23 protein-coding genes and 1 pseudogene are annotated in these 26,624 nt (G+C 66.5%); 12 read left to right on the top strand and 12 right to left on the bottom strand.

Annotated features, from left to right (window positions below):
- Positions 1-79: 79 nt before the first annotated feature.
- From PWF70_RS11905 to PWF70_RS11895, 3 genes and pseudogenes are all read left to right on the top strand, one after another.
- The gene (locus PWF70_RS11905; protein ID WP_040004176.1) at positions 80-1,549 is read left to right on the top strand and encodes a sugar porter family MFS transporter; all 1,470 of its coding nucleotides are present in this window, start codon (positions 80-82) and stop codon (positions 1,547-1,549) included.
- 18 nt (positions 1,550-1,567) lie between these two features.
- Positions 1,568-2,580 (top strand): annotated as a pseudogene (locus tag PWF70_RS11900) (nitronate monooxygenase).
- 164 nt (positions 2,581-2,744) lie between these two features.
- On the top strand, positions 2,745-6,206 hold the full coding sequence (locus tag PWF70_RS11895; RefSeq protein ID WP_241548939.1) for a serine/threonine-protein kinase: 3,462 nt from the start codon (positions 2,745-2,747) through the stop codon (positions 6,204-6,206).
- A gap of 50 nt (positions 6,207-6,256) precedes the next feature.
- Here PWF70_RS11895 and PWF70_RS11890 read toward each other — a convergent pair whose 3' ends face one another.
- Entirely contained in the window at positions 6,257-7,015 is a 759-nt protein-coding gene (locus tag PWF70_RS11890; protein WP_042377042.1) for an SDR family oxidoreductase, read from the bottom strand.
- A gap of 102 nt (positions 7,016-7,117) precedes the next feature.
- Here PWF70_RS11890 and PWF70_RS11885 point away from each other — a divergent pair, with 102 nt between their 5' ends.
- Entirely contained in the window at positions 7,118-7,969 is an 852-nt protein-coding gene (locus tag PWF70_RS11885) for a helix-turn-helix transcriptional regulator (RefSeq protein ID WP_006359121.1), read from the top strand.
- A gap of 3 nt (positions 7,970-7,972) precedes the next feature.
- On the opposite strand, the gene PWF70_RS11880 is transcribed toward PWF70_RS11885, so the two are convergent.
- Entirely contained in the window at positions 7,973-8,443 is a 471-nt protein-coding gene (locus PWF70_RS11880) for a MarR family winged helix-turn-helix transcriptional regulator (protein WP_006359122.1), read from the bottom strand.
- 127 nt (positions 8,444-8,570) lie between these two features.
- Between PWF70_RS11880 and PWF70_RS11875 the strand changes: the two genes are divergently transcribed.
- Positions 8,571-9,035 (top strand): DoxX family protein, encoded by a 465-nt coding sequence (locus PWF70_RS11875; protein WP_006359123.1) that lies wholly within the window; start codon positions 8,571-8,573, stop codon positions 9,033-9,035.
- A 267-nt stretch (positions 9,036-9,302) separates the two neighbouring features.
- Positions 9,303-10,817: a succinyl-CoA:acetate CoA-transferase ScpC gene (scpC, locus tag PWF70_RS11870; RefSeq protein WP_075863084.1), complete on the top strand. Its 1,515-nt coding sequence runs from the start codon at positions 9,303-9,305 to the stop codon at positions 10,815-10,817.
- 4 nt (positions 10,818-10,821) lie between these two features.
- Here the strand turns inward: scpC and PWF70_RS11865 are convergent, their stop codons facing one another.
- The 4 genes from PWF70_RS11865 to PWF70_RS11850 all read right to left on the bottom strand — a co-directional run bounded on the left by PWF70_RS11865 (position 10,822) and on the right by PWF70_RS11850 (position 15,063).
- A complete protein-coding gene (locus tag PWF70_RS11865) occupies positions 10,822-11,838 on the bottom strand; it encodes a YihY/virulence factor BrkB family protein (RefSeq protein ID WP_035752436.1) in 1,017 nt (338 codons plus the stop codon).
- A 131-nt stretch (positions 11,839-11,969) separates the two neighbouring features.
- Positions 11,970-13,292 carry an NAD(P)H-binding protein gene (locus PWF70_RS11860; RefSeq protein ID WP_075863083.1) on the bottom strand — a complete coding sequence of 441 codons (1,323 nt, stop codon included), beginning with the start codon at positions 13,290-13,292 and terminating at the stop codon, positions 11,970-11,972.
- A 131-nt stretch (positions 13,293-13,423) separates the two neighbouring features.
- Positions 13,424-13,861: a nuclear transport factor 2 family protein gene (locus tag PWF70_RS11855; protein WP_286352969.1), complete on the bottom strand. Its 438-nt coding sequence runs from the start codon at positions 13,859-13,861 to the stop codon at positions 13,424-13,426.
- A gap of 14 nt (positions 13,862-13,875) precedes the next feature.
- A complete protein-coding gene (locus tag PWF70_RS11850) occupies positions 13,876-15,063 on the bottom strand; it encodes a lipase family protein (RefSeq protein WP_075863082.1) in 1,188 nt (395 codons plus the stop codon).
- Between the two features lie 437 nt (positions 15,064-15,500).
- Between PWF70_RS11850 and PWF70_RS11845 the strand changes: the two genes are divergently transcribed.
- On the top strand, positions 15,501-16,295 hold the full coding sequence (locus PWF70_RS11845; protein ID WP_006357263.1) for a hydroxymethylpyrimidine/phosphomethylpyrimidine kinase: 795 nt from the start codon (positions 15,501-15,503) through the stop codon (positions 16,293-16,295).
- Between the two features lie 139 nt (positions 16,296-16,434).
- The gene (locus PWF70_RS11840) at positions 16,435-17,910 is read left to right on the top strand and encodes a flavin-containing monooxygenase (RefSeq protein WP_286352968.1); all 1,476 of its coding nucleotides are present in this window, start codon (positions 16,435-16,437) and stop codon (positions 17,908-17,910) included.
- Positions 17,911-17,967: 57 nt separating this feature from the next.
- Here PWF70_RS11840 and PWF70_RS11835 read toward each other — a convergent pair whose 3' ends face one another.
- Positions 17,968-19,182: a cation:proton antiporter gene (locus PWF70_RS11835; RefSeq protein ID WP_286352967.1), complete on the bottom strand. Its 1,215-nt coding sequence runs from the start codon at positions 19,180-19,182 to the stop codon at positions 17,968-17,970.
- A gap of 173 nt (positions 19,183-19,355) precedes the next feature.
- Here PWF70_RS11835 and PWF70_RS11830 point away from each other — a divergent pair, with 173 nt between their 5' ends.
- Positions 19,356-19,775, top strand: a complete 420-nt coding sequence (locus tag PWF70_RS11830; RefSeq protein ID WP_006357574.1) for a DUF1622 domain-containing protein — start codon at positions 19,356-19,358, stop codon at positions 19,773-19,775.
- A 55-nt stretch (positions 19,776-19,830) separates the two neighbouring features.
- Here the strand turns inward: PWF70_RS11830 and PWF70_RS11825 are convergent, their stop codons facing one another.
- Complete coding sequence (locus tag PWF70_RS11825) at positions 19,831-20,781, bottom strand: GlxA family transcriptional regulator (RefSeq protein WP_035752418.1); 951 nt, start codon at positions 20,779-20,781, stop codon at positions 19,831-19,833.
- Between the two features lie 115 nt (positions 20,782-20,896).
- Here PWF70_RS11825 and PWF70_RS11820 point away from each other — a divergent pair, with 115 nt between their 5' ends.
- Together PWF70_RS11820 and PWF70_RS11815 are read left to right on the top strand one after the other, a co-directional pair.
- Entirely contained in the window at positions 20,897-21,532 is a 636-nt protein-coding gene (locus PWF70_RS11820) for an isochorismatase family protein (protein ID WP_035752568.1), read from the top strand.
- A gap of 87 nt (positions 21,533-21,619) precedes the next feature.
- Positions 21,620-22,408 (top strand): thioesterase family protein, encoded by a 789-nt coding sequence (locus tag PWF70_RS11815; protein ID WP_006357578.1) that lies wholly within the window; start codon positions 21,620-21,622, stop codon positions 22,406-22,408.
- A gap of 23 nt (positions 22,409-22,431) precedes the next feature.
- On the opposite strand, the gene PWF70_RS11810 is transcribed toward PWF70_RS11815, so the two are convergent.
- Entirely contained in the window at positions 22,432-23,505 is a 1,074-nt protein-coding gene (locus PWF70_RS11810; RefSeq protein WP_035752415.1) for a YihY/virulence factor BrkB family protein, read from the bottom strand.
- Positions 23,506-23,586: 81 nt separating this feature from the next.
- Entirely contained in the window at positions 23,587-24,246 is a 660-nt protein-coding gene (locus tag PWF70_RS11805; protein WP_006357580.1) for an FMN-dependent NADH-azoreductase, read from the bottom strand.
- A gap of 96 nt (positions 24,247-24,342) precedes the next feature.
- Here PWF70_RS11805 and PWF70_RS11800 point away from each other — a divergent pair, with 96 nt between their 5' ends.
- Positions 24,343-24,693 (top strand): winged helix-turn-helix transcriptional regulator, encoded by a 351-nt coding sequence (locus PWF70_RS11800; protein ID WP_006357581.1) that lies wholly within the window; start codon positions 24,343-24,345, stop codon positions 24,691-24,693.
- A gap of 9 nt (positions 24,694-24,702) precedes the next feature.
- Here PWF70_RS11800 and PWF70_RS11795 read toward each other — a convergent pair whose 3' ends face one another.
- A complete protein-coding gene (locus tag PWF70_RS11795; RefSeq protein WP_035752412.1) occupies positions 24,703-25,434 on the bottom strand; it encodes a lysophospholipid acyltransferase family protein in 732 nt (243 codons plus the stop codon).
- Between the two features lie 113 nt (positions 25,435-25,547).
- Positions 25,548-26,591, bottom strand: coding sequence for an NAD(P)-dependent alcohol dehydrogenase (locus tag PWF70_RS11790; protein ID WP_035752567.1), 1,044 nt, complete (start codon positions 26,589-26,591; stop codon positions 25,548-25,550).
- Positions 26,592-26,624 lie beyond the last annotated feature (33 nt).

The raw sequence follows: 26,624 nt of genomic DNA, 5'->3' as shown, positions 1-26,624 counted from the left end.
CGACCATGCAACCGGACAGCGAGGTCACGGACATGCCCCAGGATTCGTGCTGCACCACACCGGCGATCGGGGTCATGTGATGGCCGACGCGCAACAACGCGAGATCGCCGAACAACACACCGCGAAGGTCATCGGCGTCACCGTCGCCGCGGCCGTCGGTGGTTTCCTCTTCGGTTTCGACAGTTCCGTGGTCAACGGCGCCGTCGACTCGATCGAATCGAATTTCGGTCTGGGCAAACTGATGACGGGTTTTGCCGTCGCGATCGCCCTGCTGGGCTGTGCACTCGGCGCATGGTTCGCCGGACGACTGGCCGACGTCTGGGGCCGCAAGCGGGTGATGTTGCTCGGCTCCGCACTGTTCATCATCTCGGCGATCGGGACCGCCTACACGCAGACGATCCCGGACCTGCTGCTCTGGCGCGTCCTCGGCGGAATCGGCATCGGCATCGCGTCGGTGATCGCTCCGGCATACATCTCCGAGATCGCACCCGCCCGCTATCGCGGCGCGCTCGCCTCGATGCAGCAGCTCGCCATCACCATGGGCATCTTCGCCGCTCTGCTGTCGGACGCCATCCTGGCCGACACCGCCGGCAGCGCATCGAACGACCTCTGGTGGGGTCTGGAAGCCTGGCGATGGATGTTCCTCGTTGGCGTGGTGCCCGCCGTCGTCTACGGCGTGCTCGCGTTGCTGATCCCCGAATCGCCGCGATACCTGGTGGGCCGCAACCGCGATGAGGAAGCCGCACGCATCCTCCAGACGGTGACCGGAGAGAACAACCCGCTCGACCGGGTCAAGGAGATCAAGCTCACCGTCAAGCGCGAGTCCAAGACGTCGATCAAGGACATCACCGGGCCGTCGTTCGGGCTTCATCCGCTGGTGTGGGTCGGCATCTGGCTCGCGGTCTTCCAGCAGTTCGTCGGCATCAACGCGATCTTCTACTACTCGACGACGCTGTGGCAGTCGGTGGGATTCTCCGAGAGCGACTCGTTCAAGACGTCGGTGATCACGGCGGTCATCAACGTCGCCATGACCTTCGTGGCGATCCTGTTCGTCGACCGAATCGGTCGCCGGAAGCTGCTGCTGGCCGGGTCCGTGGGCATGTTCATCGGCCTGCTGATGGCGTGCGTCGCGTTCACCCAGCAGATCGGTGAGGGTGAGAACATCTCGCTGCCGGACCCGTGGGGTGTGATCGCACTGGTCGGCGCGAACCTGTTCGTCGTCGCGTTCGCCGCGACCTGGGGTCCGGTGATGTGGGTGATGCTGGGGGAGATGTTCCCGAACCGCATCCGTGGTGTCGCGCTCGGCGTCTGTACCGCGGTGAACTGGCTCGCCAACTTCACCATCTCGATGCTGTTCCCGCCGATGACCGAGGCCGTCGGACTCGGAATCATCTACGGTTTCTTCGCCTTCTGCGCCGCGGCGTCCTTCATCTACGTCTTCAAGAAGGTCGAGGAGACCAAGGGGCTTGAACTCGAGGACATGGATTCGGTGGCCGAGTCCCGTCTGTCCCGGGTCACCGCTGCCCGCGGAACGCGCGAACAGGCATGACGACAGGAGCATCGGCCCGTGGCTGACCTTCGTGACCTCGCGGTGCCGGTCGTCGGGGCGCCGATGGCCGGCGGGCCGACCACGCCCGAGCTCGTGGTCGCCGTCAGCACCGCCGGCGGGCTCGGCCAGTTGGCCGCGGGTTATCTTTCACCGAGCGCGTCGCGGCGGACATCGCAGCCGTACGCGCCGGCGGCGTCGACACCTTCGGGGTCAACATCTTCGTCCCCGAAACCGAGCCGGTGGACCGGGACGCCGTGGCCCGTTACCGCGACCGTCTGCTCGACTACGCCGCCTCGCTCGACGTGGAGTTGCCCGCCATCGAGGAGCTCGGGGATGACGACGACCACTTCGACGCCAAGATCGCGCTGATGTGCGACGAGCGAATCCCGTTCGTCTCCTTCGCCTTCGGCTGCCCACCGGCGGACGCGGTCGCCGAACTTCGACGACACGGATGCAGCGTCGGGGTCACGGTCACCACCGCAGACGATGCGGTTCTCGCCGCCGACGCCGGAGCCGACTGGCTCTGCGCGCAGGGACCCGACGCCGGCGGCCATCGATCTGTCTTCGACCGCCGGACCGAACCACCCACCCAGCCCCTCGATGACCTCCTCGAGGAGGTTCGTGCCCGCGTCGCAGTTCCGCTGGTGGCGGCCGGGGGAGTCGCGACCCGTGATCGAGCCGACCGGCTGCGGTCGTCCGGGGCGGCGGCCGTCCAGGTGGGCACGCTGCTCCTGCGTACTCGGGAGGCCGGAACCAAGCCGGCACACGCCGACGCCCTGGCCGATCCGGAGCGTGCCGAGACTGTGGTGACCCGAGCGTTCAGCGGACGTTCCGCGCGAGCGCTGCGAAACCGCTTCACCGACGAGTTCTCCGAGGCCGCGGTCGCCGAGTATCCGGCGGTCAACAAGCTCACCGGCGGCATTCGACGCGCAGCCGCCACCGATCCCGACGGCATCAACCTCTGGGCCGGGACCGGATTCCGCGAGGCCGTCGTCGAGTCCGCGACGGAAACGATCCGCCGTCTCGGCTGATCCATGTCGCGCCCGCCGCCGCGCCGTGGCGCCTAGACTCGTGGCACGACCCGAGGGGACGCCATAAGCGAGCCTGCGATGCAACAGTCGGCGAAACCGGCCTCCGGAAGTCCAGCCGACCAACCGCGATCGACGACGCCACGATTTGACCTCTAGAACGCTCGATGGCCCGCCGGGCAGTCACGAAGTCCCACGATCCCCCTGCCCGGGAGATCGCGGAAGATCTGAGCGCGGCCGGTTTCACCGACGCCCGGATCGCGGGTCGTGGCGGCTTCGGAGTCGTCTATCGGTGCCGACAGCCCGCGCTCGACCGTGAGGTGGCGGTCAAGGTGCTGCGGACCGGTGGCGACGAGACCGATCGAGTGCGGTTCCTCCGCGAACAGCGGGCGATGGGACGCCTGTCGGGTCACCCCAACATCGTCCACATCCTCGAGGCGGGCGTTACGCGATCGGGATTCCCGTTCATCGTCATGCCTTTTCACGTCCGCGGATCGCTCGACACCCGACTCCGGCGACAGGGACGCTGCGATGTAGCCGACGTCATCGACCTGGGTATCAAGATGGCCGGGGCCCTGGAGACCTCGCACCGAGCCGACGTCCTGCACCGGGACCTCAAACCCTCGAACATCCTGCTCACCGAGTACGGGCAACCACAGCTGACGGACTTCGGCATCGCCCGCCTCGCCGATCGGGACGACACCAGCCGCGGGCTGGTCCTCGGAACCCCCGCCTACACCGCAGCGGAGGTGCTGCGGGGCGACTCGCCGTCGGTGGCCTCGGACGTGTACGGACTCGGCGCCACTCTGTACGCGGCGCTTGCCGGTCGACCGGCGTACGGACGCCGCAAGAACGAGGACCTGGTCGCCCAGCTCTTGCGGATCACCACCGATCCGCTCCCGGACCTGCGCGTACAGGGTGTGGCGGAGCCCGTGTGGACCGTCATCGCGCGGTCGGTGTCCCGCACACCGGCGGACCGCTATGCAACCGCACTCGAGTTCGGCGAGGCACTGCGGCGGGCCGGCCTCGAACTCGGCCTCCCCGTTGCCGACGTGCCCGTTCCGCTCCTCGCCGGCATCGACGGTCCTACGCGCACCGACGCCGACTCGTCCATCGACACCTCGGGGTATCTCCATCTGGGCACGCCCGGCAACGGATCGGATGCCGGGTGCCCTCCCGTCGTCGCCACCAGATACCGGCCACCGGTCATGGCCCACGCCACGGTTCCGCGCATCCGACTGCTCGAGCGACTCGCCACCGACAACCGAACCCGCCTGATCCTGATCCACGGACCCGCCGGGTACGGGAAGACCGTTCTGGCCATCCAGTACGTCCAGGCGGCCGAGGCCTCCGGCGGCAAGACCGCGTGGTTGGCGATCGACGAGGACGACAACACCCCCGCGTGGTTCCTGTCCCACCTCGTCGACGCCATCAGCGTGACACTTCCCGGCCTCGGGACCGAGCTCACCCGCACCTTGGAGGAGTACGGCGAGGGCGCCGAGCGATACGTGCTGACCACGCTGATCAATCGAGCCCACACAACCGACGAGCACATCCGGGTCGTGCTCGACGACTGGCACCGGATCACCAACCCGGCGAGCCGGGCGATCGCGCGGTTCCTGATCGACAACGGCTGCCATCACCTGCAGCTCGTCGTCACCAGCCGGACTCGTCTGCATCTGCCGCTCAGTCGCCTCCGGGTGAAGCACGAACTGATCGAAATAGACTCTACGGCATTGCGTTTCGACATCGACGAGTCGCGGGAACTACTCATCGGGGGCACCGGGTTGTCGATCGACGACACCGATGTCGCCGAGCTGGAGGAGACAACCGACGGGTGGGTGGCGGCCCTGCAACTGGCGTCGCTGGCGCTTCGCGAGCACGATGATCCCCGCGCCGCCATTCGTCAGTTCTCGGCGAATCACCGCGAGCTGGGGGACTACCTCGCCGAGAACGTCCTCGACAGTCTCGACCCGGATCTGCTCGACTTCCTGCTGGCGACGTCGGTCGGTGAGCGCATCTGCGCATCTCTCGCGACCGCGTTGACCGGTCGACGACGCGCGCAGAGCGTGCTCGAGGACATCGAGGAACGCGATTTGTTCCTCACCAGGCTCGACCCCGAAGGACAGTGGTTCCGCTATCACCACCTGTTTGCCGAGTTCCTGCGTCGCCGGCTCGAGAAGCAGGAGCCGGACCGCTGCGACGAGCTCCATCGGCGGGCTGCCAGGTGGTTCGCCGAACGGCGCATGTTCAGTGCAGCCGTCGACCACCATCTCGCTGCCGGCGACGAATCCGAGGCGATCGAACTGGTCGAACGCGAGGGCTACGACATGCTCGAGCAGTCCAAGATGATCACCGTGCTCGGCCTCGCCGCGAAGCTCCCGCTCACGGCCCGTAGGCAGCGGCCCGACCTGCAACTGATGATCGCCTGGGCTCACGCGCTCCTGCACCACCGGGCGCCGGCCAACGCAGCACTGGCCTACATCGACGCAGCCCTACCGCCCGGGCCCGACACAGACGAAGACGTCGCCGACATACGCGCGGAGACGGCACTCATCCGTGCCGCGATGACCGTTCTCGACGACCAACTCGACGGCATCGACGAAGCCGTCGAGGCGTGCGTGGTGCGCGCCGACAACCTCCGCCCGTGGGTTCTGTCCGGTGTCGCCGCCATTGGATCGTTCCGCGAGGTCCAGCGGTTCGCCTACGACGAGGCACGAGACTGGCAGCGTTGGGCGCGTCCGCACCATCGGCGGACGAAAGGGCCGTTCAGCGTCATCTACGGATACATCCTCGACGGCGTGGCGACGCGGGAACAGCTCGATTTCGACTCTGCCGAGGCGGCGTTCCGGCACGCGATGAGCCTTGCCCGCGCCTCCGACGAGGACCGGTCCTACGGGTCTCGCCTCAGCGGCGCACTACTCGGGGAGTTGCTCTACGAGCGCGGTCAGGTCGAGGAGGCAGTGCAGCTCCTCGACGACACCTACAACCTGGGCGCCGAGGGTGGCATCGTGGAGATCATGCTTGCCACCCATGTCGTCGGCGCACGCGCGAAACACGCTCTCGGACAGGATGATCAGGCTGCCGAACGCCTGGACACCGGGGATCGGCTCGCACAGGCGCTGCACCTGCCGCGGATGGCGGCGCACATCACCGCCGAGCGCCTCCGTTCCGGAATCGGCGCGTCGGCGCTGTCCGCGGACTCGTTTCCGGCCGAGATGCCACACGACTTTCCCGACGGGATCGTCCAGGTCACCGCCGAGAAGACCGAGGAGGCTGCCATCCGGGCACTGCTGGCCGTCGGCGCCGACGACGCCCACCGCGCCGCGTGCCGCCGCGCACACGCCCTCACCGCGTCGATCGACACGAAGGCCCGACCCAGAGCGGCACTCAAGGCCCGACTGTTGCTGACCGAATGCATCGCCGCGAGTGGATCTGCTTCTGAGGCGGAAGAACTTCTGCTTCCGATCCTCGATCGTTGTGCGCGTCTGGGTCTCGTGCAACCCGTGCTCGACGCGGGACCCGCTGTGCGACAGCTCGTCCGTAGACTCGGCACGACCGGCCGCGGGGACGTCGATCCGGCGGTGGTTCCGTTCCTGGACAGATTGCACGCGCCTCGTGCGGAGTGATCGGCCGACACTGCCCGTGCCGGTGGCAGTACGGATCGCGCGGGACGAGTTCAGTGCGGGTCAAGCCGATTGAGCGTTGCGACGACCTCGGCGTAGTCCCCTCGGGACTCGGCATGACGTAGGAACTTCACCCGGTCGACCTGAATCTCGGTGGCGTCCGGCTGCGTGTCGATGAGTTCGATGACCTCGGTCACGAAATCGTCGAGGGGCATGGCGAACTCGCTGTCGCGCTGTCCCGGCATCAAATCCGTGCGGACCGCGGGCGGTACGAGCTCGACGATCTCGACCGTGGTTCCGTCGAACTGCAGTCGGAGAGACTCGCTGAGCATGTGGATGGCCGCCTTGGTGGCGTTGTACGTCGGCGTGACGCGCAGCGGGGTGAACGCCAGACCCGACGATACCGTCATGATCGTGGCGTGCGGACGTGTCTGCAGATGCTCGATGAAGGCGCCGATCAGCCGGATCGGCCCGAGTAGGTTCGTCGTCACGGTGGCCTCCGCGGTCGCGAGGGATCCGGCGGGGGAGGTCCAGTCCTCGACCCGCATGATGCCGGCCATCGTGACCAGGACGTTGAGGTCAGGATGTTCGGCGATGACCGAAGCGGCCGCGGCGTCGATGCTGCCGGGGTCGGCGGTGTCGATGGCCACGGTGTGGATGTCGGGATGTTCGGTACGGATCTGTTCGAGGAGTTCGGTGCGCCGACCGCCGACGATGACGGTGTTGCCCTTCTGTTGGAGGCGGAGTGCCAGAGCGAGTCCGATGCCGCTGGTGGCGCCGGGGATGAAGATGGTGTTTCCGGTGATGTTCATGCATTCGAGTGTTCGTCGGAGCCGGCCGGACATCCAGAGTGCGCTCATCGGGGGATCGGCGATCCCTGGCTGAGGCGTCGGCGTGCGCGCGATACTGCACCGATGGATCGTGACGCGCTCGCCGGCTTCCTCGTCAGTCGGCGGAACAACCTCCAGCCCTCTGATGTGGGGCTGGTGACCGGTGCGCGGCGTCGGACCGCGGGCCTGCGGCGCGAAGAGATCGCGCAGCTCGCGACGATGTCGACCGACTATTACACCCGTTTGGAACAGCGCCGTGGGCCACAACCGAGTACCCAGATGCTCGCGGCGCTGGCTCGTGCCCTGCGGTTGACGCCGGACGAACGCGACTACATGTATCGCGTCGCCGGGCACAGTGCTCCCGATCGCGTCGTCGGTTCCGACTACATCGCCCCCGGTCTGCTCCGAGTTCTCGACCGCCTCACCGGCACCCCGGCGCTGATCCTCTCCGCGCTGGGCGAGACGCTGGTTCAGAACGATTCGGCCCGAGCCCTGTTCGGCGATGTCAGCCACCTGACCGGTTTCGAGCGCAGCGCCATCTACCGGTGGTTCACCCAACCCGATGTCGAGCGGCGCCGCTACCCGGAGGACGATCACGACCGCCAAAGCCGCGCGCAGGTCGCGTCATTGCGAGCGGCCTACGGCGTGATGGGAGCGCGATCGCGCGCGGGGGAGATGGTGCGCGAACTGTGCCGCCGGAGTGAGGAATTCGCCGCGCTGTGGGAGACACACCTGGTCAGTCGGCGATTCGAGGACCACAAGACCCTCATCCATCCCGAGCTGGGACACATCGAGGTCGACTGCCAGGCTCTGTTCACCGAGGACGAGGCCCAGGTACTTCTCGTCCTCACCGCCGCTCCGCGAACCGATGCCGCGGAGAAGATCGAACTGCTCAACGTCCTGGGGACGCAGCAGTTGAATCCGAGTCGCGAATGACCCTCAGCGCGAACCGGACTCGGTGTCGTTGATCCGCCGTCCGATCGCCGACACCTGCCGTAGTTGGGTGCGGGTCAGACGGTCGACGACCAGCCGCCGCACATTGGCGACATAGCCGGGTGCCGTGGCCACCACTTTCTCCCATCCCGCCGCTGTCAGCACGGCGTTGGTGAAGCGTCCGTCCTCCGGACACTGGTAGCGGCGGACCCATTCGCGCTTCTCCAGCCGGCTCACCACATGGGAGAGCCGTGAGAGGGAGCCGTAGGACATCTCGGCGAGCTCGCTCATCCGTAATGTGTGATCGGGCGCCTCGGAAAGCGCAGCGAGGACCTCGTATTCGAAGTGGGTGAGCTGCGCGTCGCGGAGCAGCTGTGCGTCGAGGGCATGGGGGAGCCGGGCCAGCGCCGTGGCCACCTGGATCCAGGCGTCCATCTCCTCGTCGTCGAGCCACTCGGGCTCTTGCTCTCCGGACACCCGGGCAGTCTATCGGATCGATTCACTTGAAGCTTCACTTGAAGCTTCACTTGACTCTTCAACTCAATCCACTTAGGTTGTTCAATTGACACGTCAAGTCATCCCTCTCGAATCCAAGGCGGTTTCCATGTCCAATCCCATCGTCCGTAGCGTGGGAATCCTCCTCGCACGCATCGCGATCGGCGTCGTGTTCCTGGCCCACGGCCTGCAGAAGTTCCAGCAGAACGGCTGGGCCGGACCCAAGGCCGGGTTCGAGATGATGGACGTTCCACTGCCTGCGGTCTCGGCGTTCCTGGTCACCTGGCTCGAGATCCTGGGCGGCATCGCACTGATCGTCGGCGCATTCACCCCGGTCGTCGCGATCCTCTTCGTCATCGACATGCTGGGCGCGGTGTTCATCACCCACATCGACAACGGTCTCTGGGCGTCCGACGGCGGCTACGAGTTCGTCCTGACCCTCGGCGCCGGCGCGCTCCTCCTCGCGGTCGTAGGCGCAGGCCGTTTCAGCGTCGACGCGGCTCTGGGTACCAAGCTGCCCTGGCTCGCCGTCGACAGCGGTCGACCGGCGGCGACGGTCGGCTCCGCCAACTGACCCCACGCACACCCGATTTCGGACCCGCAGCCCACGGCTGCGGGTCCGTACCGTTCTCGGGGCGGCTTCGCGCAAACGCCTCTCCACCGATGAAGGAGTCCTGTTCAACTGAGCGCAGTGCACTGAGACTCTGCAGTGTTGGTCAAGCGACCTTCTCACACGGCGGCTTATACCATGTCTGAATCGACATGTCTCGGTAATCCGTGATTTTGCCCATGTGCATCTGTGCTTATCCTGGGGAACGTGACCCCCTCAGTAGGTAGTTCCGTGCCCTCGGGACGTATTCGCAACACCGCGTTCGCGTCGAAGGTGATGTCCGCCGACGACGCCGTGAAGTACATACAGCCGGACGACACCGTGGCGATCAGCGGTTTTGCCAGTGCCGGAACCCCGAAGGTCGTCATCCCGGCCCTCGCCGACAAGATCAAGAACACCCGGGCGAACGGCTCGAACTTCACGATCAACCTGTTGACGGGCGCCTCGGTCTCGACCGAAACCGAACGTCTCCTCACCGAGGTCGACGGCATCGCGCTGCGCATGCCGTACCAGTCGGAGAGCACGGCCCGCAAGCGGATCAACGACGGCCGGATGGACTACGTCGACATCCACCTGTCCCACGTGGCGCAGCAGGTCTGGGTGGGCTACTACGGCCAGGTCGACGTCGCCGTCGTCGAGGTTTCCGGAATCACCGAATCGGGGGAGCTGATTCCGGCCGCGTCCATCGGGAACAACAAGACCTGGCTCGACGTCGCGAAGAAGGTGATCCTCGAGGTCAACTCGTGGATTCCCGAGGCCGTCGAGGGCATGCACGACGTCTACTACGGCACCGCACTGCCGCCGCACCGCAAGCCGATCCCGCTGACCCGGGTGCAGGATCGAATCGGGCAGCCGACGTTCCGGGTCGACCCGGCCAAGGTCGTCGCGGTCGTGGAGACCAACCAACGCGACAGCGCCAGCCCGGTGACCCCGCCCGACGCGATCAGTGAGGCGATCGCCGGTCACGTCCTCGAGTTCTTCGACTACGAGGTCCGCAACGGTCGGCTGCCCGCCGACACACTGCTGCCTCTGCAGGCCGGCATCGGCAACGTCGCCAACGCCGTCCTCGGCGGTCTGGACCGCGGCCCTTACAAAGGTCTGACCTGCTACTCGGAGGTCATCCAGGACAGCATGTTGCGGCTGATCAAGGACGGGACCGTCGCACACGCGTCGTCGACCGCTCTGGCACTCAGCGAGGCCGGCATCGAGGAGCTGACGGCCAACGTCGACTTCTACCGGAACCACATCACCCTGCGTCCGCAGGAGATCAGCAACCATCCCGAGGTCGTTCGTCGTCTCGGCGTGATCGCGATGAACGGCATGCTCGAGGCCGACATCTACGGCAACGTGAACTCGACGCACGTGATGGGCACCAAGATCATGAACGGCATCGGCGGTTCGGGCGATTTCGCGCGCAACGGCTACGTGTCGCTGTTCATGAGCCCGTCCACGGCGAAGGACGGTGCGATCTCGTCGATCGTCCCGATGACGCCGCACGTCGACCACACCGAACACGACTGCCAGGTGCTGGTCACCGAACAGGGACTGGCGGACCTGCGTGGGCTGTCACCCCGACGCCGTGCCCGGCTGGTCATCGAGAAGTGTGCGCACCCGGAGTTCCGGCCGATGCTGAACGACTACTTCGCCCGCGCCGAGGCGATGCCCGCGGCCGGCCAGACCCCGCACATCCTCGACGAGGCGTTCAGCTTCCACCAGCGGTTCCTGGACACCGGCTCGATGCGCTGAGTGGTCAGCTCGGTTCGTCGCCGGGCTGACCGTCCGGGGAGCTCTCGCCGTTCGTCCGGCCCTCACGAGGGTTGTCGAAGGTCACGTCGATCTCCTGGAACCCCTTGTTCCGCTGCGCCCGAACCTGCGCCGCATACGCGGCTTCGTCGCCCTCGGTGAGGATGACGTTGTCGGTGAACGGCGTCAGCAGCGACCGCGGGTACAGGTGGTCCACGCGGACGGCGTTCGCCTCGAGGCAGAACACCAGCACGATCGTGGTCACGTAGAGGAACGCGAGCAGGCCGAGAACGATCGCGAAGACCCCGTTCGTCGAGCTCGCATTGGCGATGACGCGCCCGACGTACACCGCGCCGAAGGTCTGAATCGCCTGCCAGCATGCTGCGGCCGCGAGCGCTCCGGGAAGCACGTCGCGGACGGACAGGGCGCGAGCAGTGCCGAACCGGAACGCCACGATGAACACGAGCGTGCTCAGCACGACCGAGCCGAGGATCGCGAACCAGCGGCCGGCGACGCCGAGCTCGATGCCGGCGGCGATGCCGTTGACGACGGTCAGTCCGATGACGGCGAGGCCGACCGTCGACAGCAGGACCAGGCCGCGCAGGCGCACGAAGATCGGATCCGGTCGTTCGTTGCGGGGGACGGCCCAGATGGTGTTCATCGCATTCTGGGCCGCGACGGCGACTCCCAGACCGCCGTACAGCGAGACCAGGACACTGATGATGAGCGCCGGGATCCCGCCGCTGAGTTTCTCGGGCTCGCCGAGTTGGCTGCCGATCACCGGGATCTGACTCATCGCCGAGTCGAGGATGCGCTCCTGCAAAGCCGGATTGTCGGCGAGCACGATGCCCAGGATCGTCGAGAACAGCAGCAGCAGCGGGAACAGCGAGATGAACGCGTAGTAAGTGCACAGGGCGGCCAGATAGGCGCCCTGGTCGTCGACGAACTTGTAGATCACCGCGAGCGGGAACCCGGTCGCCGGGTGTCGTCGCTGGAAGTCGTCGATCCGTTCCGACAGCGACACCCGCTCACCTTCTGCTCGTCGTTCAGCCGGTCCTACCGGCACCGCCCGGGCGGCGGGTGTGCTGACTGTATCCCGGCCGACAGCCGATCAGCCGTAGCCCGGTCCGTACCGCACTGAATTCGATCTGTGCCTCAGTGAAACGGATCCACGGCTGGTACACCGAGCTTGCGCAGCGGCCACCCGAGCCGCCAGTAGGCAAGTCCGACGACCCCGTGCGGAAAGAAGCGGCACGTGGTGGTGACCTCGGTGCGTGCAGGCTTCTGGCCGAGGTCACGAAGTGCGTACTCGACGAACCCGTTGCCGCGCGAGTTCTCGCTGACCTGGACGCGGAGGAACTCCGGTTGCTTCTCCGCGATTACGCGTCCCCTCCGTTCGAGCGAGTCCCAGATGTCGTCGGGTGTGCCGTTCTGGACGGTTGCGGACGTCGACTCGAACACCTCCTCGCCGGCCCAGTCCGGGTCGGTCGGGATGGGTTCGGCTGCGGGGGTGTCAGCGTTCGCGTTCGCCCACGTCGCGGCCTCTGAGCCGCGTTCGGCGCGGCTCAGCGTCTCGGCGACCGCTCGGCGGTACGGGGTCAGGCCACCCGGCGGGCGGGGGATGATCGAGTCGATGTCGCGGTTCCGGCAGACGGCGTCGCACTCGAGCGACTCGATCAGCGGTCGCGCGATCTTCCCTCGGATCGGGGTCACCAGGCGGACCCAGCGGCTTGCCACCGACGGCGTGAGGAACGGGAGGACGACCATTTTGCGCGGACGAAGACCGGCGACCTGCGCGTAGACCTGCATCATGTCGCCGTACTCGAGGACGTCCGGACCGCCGATGTCCCACGTCCGTGACTCCGGGACCTCCGCGGTCGCCGCCTCGACCAGGTAGTACAGCGCGTCGGAAGCGGCTATGGGCTGGATCTTGTTGCTCACCCAGCGCGGCGTCGTCATCGCCGGGAGCCGCTCGGTGAGGTGGCGGATGAGTTCGAACGATGCCGACCCGGACCCGATGAGCGTCCCGGCCTGCAGTGCGACGGTCTCGATCGACGAGTCGATGAGGATGTCGCCGACCTCGGCTCGCGATGCCAGATGTTCGGAGAGATCGGTGCCCTCGGGGTGCAACCCGCCGAGGTAGACGATCCGGGACACGCCGCACGCCTGTGCTGCTGCCACGACGTTCTCTGCGGAGCGTCGTTCCTCGGCCGCAAAATCCGCGTCGTTGCTCATCGAGTGCACGAGGTGATAAACGACGTCGACGCCGCGGAAGGCAGCGAGAAGCGAGTCCCGGTCGGAGAGATCACCTTTCACGACCTCGGCACGTGAGTCGTTCGTCCACGGCGCGTCGGACAGCTTCGACGGCGTCCGGGCCAGCGCGCGGACACGGTGCCCACGTTCGAGCAACCGGGGTGCCAGACGGCCTCCCACATAGCCGGTGGCTCCGGTGACCAGACAGGTTCGCGCTTCGTTCACATGACTCCTCTGTACCTTCGGGCGGTACCCCTCAGGCTAGGAGTGGAAACGTCGACCGCGGCCCGGTCGCCGGGTGTCGGTGCCGGATCGTTCCCTACGGCCACAGGTTGATAACGCGTGGCGGTGCCGGGTCAGGCGTCGCGCTCTTCGCGAGGTGAGTTCACGAACCAGAGGCTCTCTTCGTGCAGACGTTCACTCCGCCAACCGGTCTCGGTGCGGACCATCGAGTGGTGATAGTTGCCGCCGCAGGTGCTGAGCTCGGTCATCCCCACGAACTGCATGGGGTTGTAGAACATCGCCCGGATCTGTGCGCGGTCGCCTTCGAAGGAGTACTCGATGTTCGTGATGAAGTGTTGGCTGACGGTGACGAACGCGAAGTTCTCCTCGAGCCATGCGGCGATCTCGTCCCGACTCCCGGCCCGTCCGGCCGGAGCCGAGGTGTAGTCGACCGTGGCGTCCGCGGTGAACACGGAGCGCCACAGATCCCAGTCCTTGGTGTCGACCGCGCGGGCGTATCGGTAGAGGACGTCGGCGATCTCGAACCGGTCGGCGATCTCCTGGGTGTTCACGTCTCTCCGATCAGTTAGTTCTTCGGCAGGGCGGCAGCTTTGGCGTTCAGCCACCTCAGCGCCTCGAGTTCGGACACCAAGCCCACGCCGTGGCCGAGGAACGTACCCGGCAACAACACCGGCAGATGCATCGTCTCGACGGTGACGTCGGCCCCCTTGGCACGCCAGGACCGCACCATGCGATCAGTGCCGCGGGGATCGACCACGTCGTCGCCGCGGTTCTGGCTGACCAGGACCGGCATCCGCGGGGCGACCCCGCCGAGTCGTTGATCGTTCACCGCCGTCAGCCACGGCTCCTTGCGCAGATGCGCCGCGATCGGCCGGCCGTCCTTGGTGTAGAAGGTCGTCGGCACGAACGGAAGCATCCTCATCACGTCGAACACGCAGTACGAGTTGACATCTCGCAGCACACTCCGACCGAGCGGGTTGAACGCGGCGAGGAACTTCGCGCGATGCTCGGGGTACGCGGCGATGAAACCGTTGACGACCCACCCGACGCCACCTCCCAGGAGGCTCCCGTCTCCGAGTCGGGCCAGGTCGGCGAGGTCCGGTGCCGGTGCCCCCGCGAAGGCCGCGAAGATCGGGAGTTCCGGGGCGTACGAGCCGGCCAGTTCGGCGGCGGAGCCGGACGCGAAACCACCCTCGGAGTACCCCCACAGGGCGACGGGCGCCTGCGCACTCACACCGAACTTCGGGTTGCGCGCCACACGGGCCATGTCCAGCATCGATGTCCCGAGCGACCTACGGTTCAGGTAGGGGTGATCGCCGGGCGTGCCGAGTCCTTCATAGTCGGTCAGCGCCACCGCGTAGCCATTGGCGAGCAACGCTCCGATCGCCATTTCCTCGTAGGCCTGTCCGTACCGCAGCAGACGTGACGGTGCGCACTGGTCGCCGGCACCGATGGTCCCTGAACCGACCACCACGACCGGACGCTCACCGCGCCCGGCCCACGGAGTGCGGGGGACCAGGACGCTGCCGGTCACGGCCGTCGGACGGTTCCGAGCGCCGGTGCTCGCATACATGACCGTGGTGGTGCGGGCGTCGATGTTCGCGCCGGTGAACGGGATGACAGCCGCGTACGACGGCGCCGATCGGATCAGCGATCCGGGACGGGCGTCGAAGCCCGACGGCGGGTTGTAGAACCCGGCATACGGGTCCGCCGACGCGGGACCGATTCCGGCGAGTGTGGCGGTGGCGGCCACCGCGCAGGTGGCGAGGAGGGCACGTCGACGAAGACGACCACCTCTCGGAAAGCGTGCGCGAGACTGTTCGCGCACGAGACGACGTCGACCCTGACCCCCGATGAACATGTTCTAATTAGTTGGATAGATCACGTCCCGTGTCAACCGTCTGGAGAAAATCTCCCAAGGGCGGCGCGCGTCTCCGACCCGCCGGCGGGGGAGGCTCGATGGGGGTGTCCGTTTCTCCTTCGACACGATCCTGCACAGCCCGCGACAGACGATGGCGCGCATCGTGTCCGTGCTCGTCGATGCTGCCATGCGGTGTCGGACACCAGGCTGTTTGCTCGGGGAAACGTCACGGTCGGGAGGCTGCGACGGCCGACTCCGGTGCAAACGGGGTAGGGCTGGGGGTGTACAAAAGGACCCGGTTCATCTGCGAACCCCGAAAGGATCGAGCAATGTCAGTGGTGTCGTACGTGATCGCCGGGTCCGAGGCGACCGGAGGCGCGGGAATCCAGGCCGACCTGCGCACTTTCGCCCAGCTCGGCACCTACGGCGTCGGAACCATCACCTGCATCGTGTCCTTCGATCCGAAGGCCGGCTGGGGCCATCGTTTCGTGCCGGTGGACGCCGGCGTCATCGCCGACCAGATCGAGGCGGCCACGGTCGCGCACGAGCCCGAGGTCGTCAAGATCGGCATGCTCGGCACGCCCGCGACCATCTCGACGGTTGCCGAGGCACTGGCATCGCGGACCTGGCGGCACGTGGTCGTCGACCCCGTCCTGATCTGCAAGGGTCAGGAGCCCGGTGCGGCTCTCGACACCGACAATGCCCTGCGCTCGGAGATCCTCCCGCTGGCCACCGTGGTCACGCCCAACCTGTTCGAGGCCGCGACCCTCGCCGGCATGGACGAACTGGCCAGTGTCGACGACCTCGCCGAAGCGGCTCGCCGGATCGCCGATCTCGGGCCGAAGTGTGTCGTCGTCAAGGGCGGGGTCGGACTCGCCGGTGACGAAGCGGTGGACGTGGTCTTCGACGGCACCGACATCACCATCCTCCGCGCACCCAAGGTGGGCGACGAGCGCGTGTCCGGTGCGGGTTGCGTGTTCGCCGCCGCGACCACCGCCGGACTGACCAAGGGCGCCGACGTCCTCGACGCGGTGCGCGCGGCCAAAGAATTCACCCACCGCGGGATCGTCGGTCGCATCAGCTCGACCGCCCCGTTCGACGCCGTCTGGCACGGACAGCAGTAGCACTCCGCGCTGTGCGGTAAACCCACCCTTTATCGGCACAATCACCACCTTGATGGGGGGTGCGTTTGCCGAAAAGTGGTGGGCTTGTCGGAGCTGGCATCCTGGAGACAGCACCACGTCGGACAGCCAGGAGTGAACAGTGACCGCACCAGACCGCGTCGACGTCCTCATCATCGGAGCCGGGATCTCGGGCATCGGGGCCGCCCGCTACCTACGGACCAAGCGTCCGTCGAAGACGTTCACCATTGTCGAGGCTCGTGCAGCCGCCGGCGGAACCTGGGACCTCTTCCGTTACCCGGGCATCCGCTCGGACTCGGACCTGCACACCTTCGGCTACGAGTTCAAGCCGTGGACCGACAAGCAGGCGATCGCCGACGCCCCGCGAATTCTCGACTACCTCCACGAGACGATCGAGGAGAACGACCTCACCGGCCACATCCGGTACCACCACAAGGTCATGGCCGCCGCCTGGTCCTCCGACGACGCACGGTGGCTCGTCGACCTCGAGCGCACCGACACCGGGGAGCGGACGCAGATCAGCGCGCGGTGGATCTTCTGCGGTTCGGGCTATTACGACTACGACGAGGGATTCAGTCCCGACTTCGCCGGCGAGGACCGCTTCCGCGGTCAGATCGTGCACCCGCAGCACTGGCCGGAGGATCTCGACTACGCCGGGAAGCGGGTCGTGGTGATCGGAAGCGGTGCGACGGCCGTGACGCTGCTGCCCGCAATGGCCGAGGAGGCCGCGCACGTGACGATGCTGCAGCGCACGCCGACCTACGTCATCCCGTTGCCGCGTGAAGACGCAATTGCCAACTCGCTGAAGAAGATCTTCGGCGACGAGCGGGGATATGCGCTCACTCGGCAGAAGAACGTCGCGCAGCAGCGAATCCTGTTCGAACTGTGTCAGCGGTTCCCCCAGGTGGCGCGACGAATGATCCGGAAGATCAACAAGTCTCAACTCCCGGAGGACTTTCCGGTCGACGTCCACTTCAACCCGCCCTACGACCCGTGGGATCAGCGCCTGTGCGTGGTGCCCGACGCTGATCTCTTCCGCACCATCCGGTCGGGCAAGGCGTCGATCGTCACCGACCGGATCACGTCGTTCACCGAGACCGGCATCCTCCTGCGGAGTGGCGCCGAACTCGAAGCCGACATCATCGTCACCGCAACGGGACTCAACATCAAGATCATCGGCGGCATCGACCTCACCGTCGACGGCAACCCGGTCTCGCTACCGGACACCGTCGTCTACCGCGGGATCATGCTGTCCGATGTGCCGAACTTCGCACTGGCCATCGGGTACACCAACGCATCCTGGACACTGAAGATCGGGTTGCTGTGCCAGTACTTCTGTAAGTTTCTCGGGTACATGGACTCTCACGGTCACGACGCGGTGTGGCCGGTAGCCGACCCGGGCATGCCCACCCGGCCGTTGCTCGACTTCGGCGCCGGGTACGTCCAGCGCGCTCTCGACACCCTGCCGAAACAGGGACCGCACGCCCCGTGGGTGATGTCGATGAGCTACTACGCCGATCGTCGCCTGTTCAAAGGCGATGTCGCCGACGAGAATCTACGGTTTGCGCAGGCGCGGCAACCGGAGGTTCTCACGTAGGAAACACGGACAGAACGACATACCTCGCCGGCTTCACCTGTCGGGCAAGCGAAACAATCAGTCGAACTCTAAGTCCTTCGCGGCCTCTCGCCGGTTCAGTCGCTGGGCGACGAGACCCACCCCGAAGCCGTGCAACACGACGCTCGCCAGGACCGTCACGGTCATCGCATACAGCGTCTCGTTGGCGACCATGCCGTCGAGTTCGTTGAAAGCCAGGAGACCGAAGACGATCGACGCGGTTCCGCGTGGCCCGAGGACGCCGATCAGAAGTCGATCACGTGGGCCGATGTCGGTGCGCAGCAGCGCGAGGTAGACGGGAACGATCCGGAGGACGGTCAGCGCGGCGAGGGCCAGAACGACGATCTGCCAGACGAACCCGAGTTCGAAGACCAGCACGGCGGCACAGCCGAAGACGAACCACATCGTGAGGGCCGCGAGCGCACTGACATCGTCGGCGAGGCGCAGTTGCTCGTCGCCCGGACCGTCGGCCCGTGCCGCCTTGTAGGCGATACCGCAGAGGAATGCCGCCACGAAGCCGTTGCCGCCGAGTTGCACCGAACATCCGTAGGCGAGGATCGGGATGAGGACGAGGCTGATCCGGATGGACTGTTCGGTGGCGAGCCCGCGGCGAATGGTGAAGTTCGTCAGTCGCGCGGCGAGGAGTCCGATGACGCTGCCCGCCAACACCGCCCACAGCGCAGACGGCACCGCCTGTTCGAGTGCTTCGGCGGGGGAGGAGGCGTGCTTGTGGTCGCCTGCGAGCGTCAGGGCGAAGATGAAGAGCGGCGCGATGATGCCGTCGTTGTAACCGCTCTCGATGTTCAGCAGGTGTCGCACCCGCGTGGGGAACCGCCGATCACGTACCAGCGACGAGGCGGGCGTCAGGTCCATCGGGGTCACCACGCAGGCGATCAGCAGCGCGACGCCGACCGCCATCGACGGCAGGAGCGCGACACCCAGCAGGGTCGCCAGGGCGACCGACAGCGGCATCGCAATGAGCAACAGCCGCAGAGATGTTCGACGTTCACCGGCGAAGTAGCCGCCTCGCACCTCGATGGCGTCGACGAACAACAGGAGAGCCAGGATCAGTTCGACGAAGGGTTCGGCTGCGTCGGTGTCGAGTGCGTTGCCGATGGAGTTGTTCGTGGTCAGCCCGATCACGAGGCCGGCGACCACCATCACGATGGCCCCGGAGATCTGGAGCCGCGACAACCGGCCCGCGACCAGGGTCCACCCGACGATCACCACGATCGCGATCAGTGCGGGAGTCATCGACCTCGCCCACGTGACAGCATTGTCGGATCTTATCCCGGCCGGCCGCGCTGATCAGGTAGGTCGCAGCGAGATCAGTGCACGTGAGGCAGCTTCGCCACGTCGTGAATCCATGAAGTCGGCTCGCTCCGGACAGCCGTTGCACACGGGTGGACGCGGATAGGCTGACGTGCATGGAGTTCGAGGACATCTTCACCGCGGTGGCGGTCGCATTCGAAGCGCTCGGCGCACTGGCCATGATCACCGGCTTCATCATCGCGCTCGTCCTCGGTGCGCGGTCGTTGTCCCGCAGGGAATCCGGCAGCGAAGCCTTCTCGATCCTCCGGACAACCCTGGGCTCGGCCATCCTCCTCGGTCTCGAGATCCTCGTCGCCGCAGACCTCATCCGGACGATCACCTCGAAGCCCTCGATCGAGGACGCACTGATTCTCGGGATCATCGTGGTGATCCGGACGGTGCTGTCGATGTCCATTCAGATCGAGATCGAGGGCACTCTGCCGTGGCGGCGGGCGGTGCTGACCAACGGCGGTCAGTTGCTGAGCAAGGCGGTGGCACGTGATGCGGCCGCGAGTCGGGCGGTCGAAGAATCGTGATCGGCTGATCGACAACGCGTTCGGACGCCTACCAGATGCGCCTCGGGATGAGGAGTCAGCCGGTGACCCGGAATTGACGGCGATAACTGGTCGGCGACGTCGCGAACGTCGCCGCGAAGTTCTGTCGCATCGTCACGCTGCTGCCGAACCCGCATTGTTCGGCGATGGTGTCCATTCCGAGGTCGGTGGTCTCGAGGAGAACCCGGGCACGATCGAGGCGCTGCCGAAGAATCCACTGCGCAGGCGTCGTTCCGGTGACCATCTTGAAGTTCCGCACGAAGCTCCGGGTACTCATGGCGGCCCGGGAGGCGAGATGTTGCACGGTGAGCGAGTCGTCGAGATGCTGCGCGGCCCACTCCATGAGTTCGCCGATCGGGTTGCCTGTTGCCGTCACCGGGACGGGCTGTCGGGTGTATTGCGCCTGACCGCCGTCCCGGTGCGGCGCGACGACCAGGCGGCGGGCGACGTCGTTGGCGACGTCGGCACCCAACCGTTCGCGGACGAGGTGCAGGCAGGCGTCGATCGCCGACGCCGTGCCCGCTGACGTCAACACGTCACCGTGGTCCACGTACAGTACGAGCGAGTCGAGCGGGATGTCGTTGTGGCGCTTGCGTAACGCGTCCATCGCCGCCCAGTGGGTCACCGCCGATCGCCCGGACAGCAGGCCGGCGTCGGCGACCGGGATCGCGCCGAGACACAGCCCGACGATGACCGCGCCACGGTCGTGGCCGTCGATGAGGATCTGGCGGAGAGAGGCGTCGAGCGGCGGGAGATCCTCGGGCCAGGACGGCACGACGATCATGTCCGCATCTGCGGCAGCCTCCGGTCCCACAAGACCTGAGATCTTGTACCCCTCGCCGACGCCGACCTCGCCGCCGGCCGCACTCCACAAGACAGTGGTCCACGATGATCCCGGGTCCGTTCTCGCGGTCTCCCCGAAGACCAGCTGCGGTGCGGCGAGATGGAACATCGAGATGCCGTCGAAGGCATAGACTGCGATTCGCATTGGCCAGATCCCATCGAAAGTAGGCATTCGTGCCACTCCCGACCGTACTCTGCGACGACGCATAGTGAGATTGGTCGGCGACACCCCCGGCCGCCGACAGATGGGAGACCCGACCATGACCACGATCCGCCGCGCACTGATCCTCGTCGACGTCCAGAACCAGTACTTCGACGGCCCGCTGGCCATTCAGTACCCGCCTCGGGACATGAGCGTGCAGAACATCGTCCGACTCATCGACCACGCGAAGGAGCAGGGCATCCCGGTGGTGGCCGTTCAGCACACGTACCCGGCCGACGCGCCGGCGTTCGCGGAGGGGTCGCGATCGTGGGAACTGCACCCGGACGTCGCCTCGCGGGCGACACCGTCGTGGAAGCGGGTGCGCAAGATCCACGGCAGCGTGTTCGCCGGGACCGACCTGACGGAGTGGCTGCGGGCGCAGGACGTGAACACGGTGACGTTCGCCGGCTACATGACGAACAACTGCGACCTGGCCTCGGCCGCGGGCGCCGAGGAACTGGGCATCGCCGCCGAGGTGGTCTCCGACGCAACCGGCGCCATCCACATCGCGAACGCCGCCGGGAAGGCCTCGGCCGAGCAGGTTCACAACACGCTGATGGCGATCCTCCACTCCAACTTCGCCGCGGTCGCCACCACCGATCAATGGATCGACGCCAGCGCCGGTGGGGCCCCGCTCGACAAAGACGATCTGGCGTCCTCAGCCATGGAAGGGCAGCGGGCATTCGGCGCCTGACGAGCGCGGTTTTATATGCCGACCGTCATAGAGTAGCGTGCACTGCGTTATAGCGGTCGTCATAGTCGCGTGAGGAAGAGTCCTGCCATGCCCACACTCGCCGAACTCGTCTCGGGTTTCGATCCGACCTCGGAATTCGTCGTCCCCACCCAGTGGACGCAGGGTCGTACCGCTTACGGCGGGCTGACCGCGGCCATGTCGGTACTCGCCGCGCAGCTGACCGAGGGTAAGCCGCTACCGCCACTGAAGTCGGCACAGTTCCTGCTCAGCGCGCCGGTCGTCGACGCCGCGACGTTCACCGCCCGCCGACTCCGCGAAGGGCGATCAGCCTCGAGCGTCGCCGTCGAAACCGTGAGCGGGGGACAGATCGCCGCGCACGCGTCGCTGATCTTCGCGCAGCCGCGTCCGAGTGCGATCAGCCATGACCTCGTCGGCGCTCCCGAGGTTCCGGCACCCGAGGATTGTGGGCCGTTCGGCGACGCCTCGGCGCCCCTTCGTCCGGCGTTCGTCGACAACGTCGAGATGGTTCGGGCGGGTGGGACCGTCCCGCTGGGTGACGACGGGGACCCGCGGTTCCTCGCCTGGGTGCGGCATCGCGGTGCCGAGGGAGTGGATCCGACGATCGCGCTGGTCGCCCTCGCCGACGCCCTGCCGCCGGCGACCACGGCGGCGTTCACCGAGTGGGCGCCGATCAGCACGATGAGCTGGTCGCTGCACATCTGCACCGACGACCTGCCGAAGCCGACGGACTGGATGCTCCTGGAATCGTCGAGCACCTTCACACGCGACGGCTACTCCCATCAGTCGATGACCCTGTGGGACAGTGCATCGCGTCCGATCATCCAGGCCTCACAGACGGTTGCGCTGTTCGCCTGACGAAGCCCGGAGAAGTGCGGCGTTCAACCGCCGTGGGATTCCCTGAGGGCTCGGCCCTTCTCGATGTCTTCCTGGTGGGTCTTCTCGTTCTTGTCCGAGACGGTGGTGTCGCGAGGGGGAAGCTGTAGCCGCTCTTCGGCAGCCATACCCGCCTGAAGCTGACGACCACGCTCGAGTTCGGCGTCGAACTCCGCGCCGAAGAGCAGGGCCAGATTGGTCAGCCACAACCACAGCAGGAAGACGATCACACCCGCCAGCGCGCCGTAGGTCTTGTTGTAGCTGCCGAAATTCGACACGTAGAGAGCGAACGCCGCCGAGGCCACGATCCAGGTGACGATCGCCAGGACTGCGCCCGCACTGATCCACCGGAACTTCGGTTGTTTCACATTCGGTGTCGCCCAGTACAAGACAGCGACGATCACCACCACGAAGACCAGCACCACCGGCCAGCGCACGATGTTCCACACAGTCAGAGCGGTGCTGCCCAGACCGATCGCATCGCCGATCGAACGTGCGATCGGTCCACTGACCGCGAGCATCAGCGCCACAGCAGCGGCGAGGATCAGGGCCACCAGCGTCACCAGCAGCATGGCGGGCCGCAGCTTCCAGATCGGACGGCCTTCATCGACCTCGTACATGCGGTTCATCGCACGACCGAATGCGCCGACATATCCCGACGCCGACCACAGAGCGCCGGCGAGACCGATCACGAGGGCGAGGCCTGCACTCGGCGCGGACACGAGTTGTTCGACGGGTGCACGCAGCGTGTCCACCGCATCCGACGGGCCCAGGTCTTCGACCATCGTCAGCACCGCGTCAACCGTCTTCTCTCCCTGTCCGAAGACACCGAGCAGCGAGACCATGGCGAGCAGTGCGGGGAACAGTGACAGCACCGAGTAATAGGTGAGCGCGGCCGCCAGGTCGGTGCATTGATCACGGGAGAACTCGCGGGCCGTCTTTCGCAGCACGAACATCAGCGACGGCTTGGTGAGGTCGGTGGGCGATTCGGGCTTACGTGGATCGTCTGGATCGGCGAGAGTCGGGTCGTCTTCGACGTCCCGGCCGGCCTTGTCCATGGTCTGCTCGTCCTTGCTCATACCCCGGTGTAGCCGCCGGGTTCGCAGACCAAACTCTCCATGCCTTGACCAGGCGGGACGGGGGAGCGCGCCCGGTGGCGGTCAGCCCGCGGAGGCGACCACACGTGACAGCGCGAGCTCGCGGCCGGCGATGCGCGCGTTCTCCTCGGCCTCGACCTTGAGCTCGGCCGCGATATCGGCGAAGGCATCGAGGGCAGGATTCACACCGACGAGCGTGAACTGACGTTTGACGATCCGGAGGTCGAGTCCCCAGACATCCTCCAGGACGCGGCGCAGCCACGGCGTCGAGTGGTCCCAGCCGTCCCTCGGCGTTCCCGGGTCGTAGTTGCCGCCCTGGGTCGTGACCAGCACCGCGGGCTTGCCACGCAGCGCGGCCGGGTCGACGCCGATCCGCGGATCGGTAGCTGCGAGGTCGTACCAGCCCTTGAAGTGTTGGGAAACACCGAAGTTGTAGAGCGGAACGGTGAGCAGCAACGCCTCGGCCCCGATGACCTCATCCGCGATCTCGGCGGCGAGGGCGACTGCCTCGCGTTGCGCAGCGTCGCGGTCGGCCGGCGGGACCGTTCCGGCGATCACGGCATCGCGCCACACAGTCGCGGAAACGGGATCGGTCGACAGATCTCGGCGTGTGACCGTCGAGTCCGGGTGAGCGCTGGTCCATTCGCGCTCGACGAGGTCGCCGAGGGCGCGGCTCGACGACGTGGAGGGGAGGATGCTGGCATCCAGACGGAACAAAGACATTCGAACTCCTCGGGAGTGACTAGGTATTTAGAAGTGACTACTCACAAGGTAGTACTGTCGTCGTCGAAGCGCCACCGGGCGACTAGGATGTGGTCGATGTCCGATATTTCCGCGACCGGCCACGCGCCGCGCACATGCGACGATGCGTTGCGTCGTGCGTTCGGCTTCCTGGGCAAGCGGTGGAACGGCATTCTCATCGCAACGCTGATGAACGGACCGGCGGGGTTCGCCGAATTGCGTTGCGCCGTCGGAGGAATAAGCGATTCGGTGCTGTCCGGCCGACTCTCGGAACTGACCGCGGCCAATCTGGTGGAACGCCTGGTGGATCCCGGACCGCCGGTGTCGGTGTCCTATCAGCTCACCGAGTCGGGGCGCGCACTCATGCCGGCACTGACCGCCCTCACCGCTTGGGCTTGGGAGAATCTGCCGCCGTCGGTGGCGGAGTAACTCGACGGATCAGACTGCGATCCGACACACTTCGTCGACCACACCCTGCAGGTCGCCCTGGATCATCCTCGTCAGCGCGGCAGGCGTCTCGTCCTTGAAGCCGGTCAGGTCGACCGGATCCCCGAAGGTCACCATCGGTCGGGCCCGATCGCTCTCCGATGAGTAGGCGATACCGGCGGACACGAGCGTGACGTCGACGCCCGCTTTCAACGCACGGTAGGCGATGTGGCCGATCCCGGTTCCGAGCTTCTGCAACCGGGTCACGTCACCCTCGTTGCAGGTCCCCTCGGGGAAGACGGCGATGCTGTCGCCGCGGACCATTCGCTCGACGCAGACGCCGAACATCTGGCGACCGGCCTCCGCGGCGGCCCGGACACCGTGGTCCTTCTGACGGAAGACCGGAATGCCGCCCAGGGTGTCGATCTTGCGTCGCTGCTCCGGGTCCTCGAAGAGTTCGTCTTTCGCCAGCACGCGCAGGTGACCGATGCGGGGACGAAGCGGTGAGCGGAAGCCTGCCGCCGCCAACACCAGCGGATCGCGCTCGGACACATGGTTGGCCGCGACCAGTAACGGTTTGCCGCTGCGGACCGCGCGAACCAGACGATCGCGGGCGGTGAACCCCACGACGGGCCTGATCTTGGCGGCGAGCACCCCGTACATCAACTTCGCGCGTACGCGATCCTGCTGGTGATCGAGGTAATGCGCGTATACGGCCTCAGACCGGGTGAGCTCCACATCCACGTAAGTTACGGTACCGTAGGTTAGGTGTCATGCCCAAGGAACGGCGAAACCAGTCTGTCTGTGGACGACGAAGAACAGCAGGTGGGGGGCTTGAGTCCATGCCGGGGCGATGTTCAGTCAGGCACCACGACGGCTCGACCACGTAGGTCATTGGCGGCCAATCGCCGGTAGGCCTCGACCCCGTCATCGAGCGAGAACCGTTCGACCGCCACCTCTAGGACACCGTCTCGTGCGAGGTCGAGAACCTCGATGAGCTCGTCGCGTGCTCCCCAGTACGGCGCGCGCACCGACACCTCGTAGGGCTGGGTGAAGAAGCCGACCTTCGCCGCGGCGACCATGTCGCCGATGCCCACGATCACCACGTCACCCATGGTCCCGACGACGCCCATCGCGATGTCGAGAGTGGGTTGCAGGCCGACGAAGTCGAAGACTGCGGTCGCACCGTCGTTCCCGGTGATCCTGCGGACGCCCGCGACGGCATCGGCGTCGGAGAGCACCACCTCGTGGGCCCCGACCTCGCGCGCGAACTCGAGCTTCTCGTCGCTCACGTCGAGGGCGATCACTCGCGACGGAGTCAGGTGCCGAAGCAGTTGGATCCCGACATGCCCGAGACCACCGGCTCCGATGACCACTGCCGTGGTGCCACCGACCAGCTTCGGAAGCGAGGGTTTGATCGCGTGGTAGGGCGTGAGGCCGGCATCGGTGAGAGGGACTGCATCCACCGGATCGAGGTCGCCGAGGGGCACCAGGTGGCGCGCATTGTCGACGAGCAGGTACTCGGCCATCGCGCCCGGGTTGCCCAAACCCGGTGGTGCGATGCCCAGTTCGCCGGCTCGGCTGCAGTAGTTCTCCAAGCCGCGGGAGCAGAAGTGGCAGACGCCGCAACCCCAGGCTCCGTACACGGCCACCGAGATGCCCTCGGAGATACCGGTGACGCCGGTGCCCACCTCGGCGACCACGCCGGCTCCTTCATGGCCGAGCGTCATCGGAAGGGGATAGGGGAATCCTTCTTCGGGCAGGTTGAGGACGAAGTCGTCCGAATGGCAGGCGCCGGCTGCCGTCACCTTCAGGAGCACCTGTCCGGGACCCGGCGAGGGTTTGTCGACCTCACGCAGCTCCGGCAGTTTGCCCGGCTGGACGACCTGAATGGCCTTCATGCGCATACCTTTCGATCCGGCGGATGGTGGACC

Source organism: Gordonia sp. Swx-4 (assembly GCF_030316175.1).
GTDB classification, from domain to species: domain Bacteria; phylum Actinomycetota; class Actinomycetes; order Mycobacteriales; family Mycobacteriaceae; genus Gordonia; species Gordonia alkanivorans.
The sequence above is the reverse complement of the archived record's forward strand: the minus strand, read 5'-3'. Positions and strand labels throughout refer to the sequence as shown.

Coding starts and splice junctions, on each gene's coding strand:
- PWF70_RS11820 (WP_035752568.1), top strand. CDS start 20,897: ATGACCACGATCCGCCGCGCACTGATCCTCGTCGACGTCCAGAACCAG.
- PWF70_RS11895 (WP_241548939.1), top strand. CDS start 2,745: ATGGCCCGCCGGGCAGTCACGAAGTCCCACGATCCCCCTGCCCGGGAG.
- PWF70_RS11815 (WP_006357578.1), top strand. CDS start 21,620: ATGCCCACACTCGCCGAACTCGTCTCGGGTTTCGATCCGACCTCGGAA.
- PWF70_RS11830 (WP_006357574.1), top strand. CDS start 19,356: ATGGAGTTCGAGGACATCTTCACCGCGGTGGCGGTCGCATTCGAAGCG.
- PWF70_RS11875 (WP_006359123.1), top strand. CDS start 8,571: ATGTCCAATCCCATCGTCCGTAGCGTGGGAATCCTCCTCGCACGCATC.
- PWF70_RS11885 (WP_006359121.1), top strand. CDS start 7,118: ATGGATCGTGACGCGCTCGCCGGCTTCCTCGTCAGTCGGCGGAACAAC.
- PWF70_RS11905 (WP_040004176.1), top strand. CDS start 80: ATGGCCGACGCGCAACAACGCGAGATCGCCGAACAACACACCGCGAAG.
- PWF70_RS11810 (WP_035752415.1), bottom strand. CDS start 23,505: ATGAGCAAGGACGAGCAGACCATGGACAAGGCCGGCCGGGACGTCGAA.
- PWF70_RS11835 (WP_286352967.1), bottom strand. CDS start 19,182: ATGACTCCCGCACTGATCGCGATCGTGGTGATCGTCGGGTGGACCCTG.
- PWF70_RS11845 (WP_006357263.1), top strand. CDS start 15,501: ATGTCAGTGGTGTCGTACGTGATCGCCGGGTCCGAGGCGACCGGAGGC.
- PWF70_RS11825 (WP_035752418.1), bottom strand. CDS start 20,781: ATGCGAATCGCAGTCTATGCCTTCGACGGCATCTCGATGTTCCATCTC.
- PWF70_RS11800 (WP_006357581.1), top strand. CDS start 24,343: ATGTCCGATATTTCCGCGACCGGCCACGCGCCGCGCACATGCGACGAT.
- PWF70_RS11790 (WP_035752567.1), bottom strand. CDS start 26,591: ATGAAGGCCATTCAGGTCGTCCAGCCGGGCAAACTGCCGGAGCTGCGT.
- PWF70_RS11805 (WP_006357580.1), bottom strand. CDS start 24,246: ATGTCTTTGTTCCGTCTGGATGCCAGCATCCTCCCCTCCACGTCGTCG.
- PWF70_RS11890 (WP_042377042.1), bottom strand. CDS start 7,015: ATGAACATCACCGGAAACACCATCTTCATCCCCGGCGCCACCAGCGGC.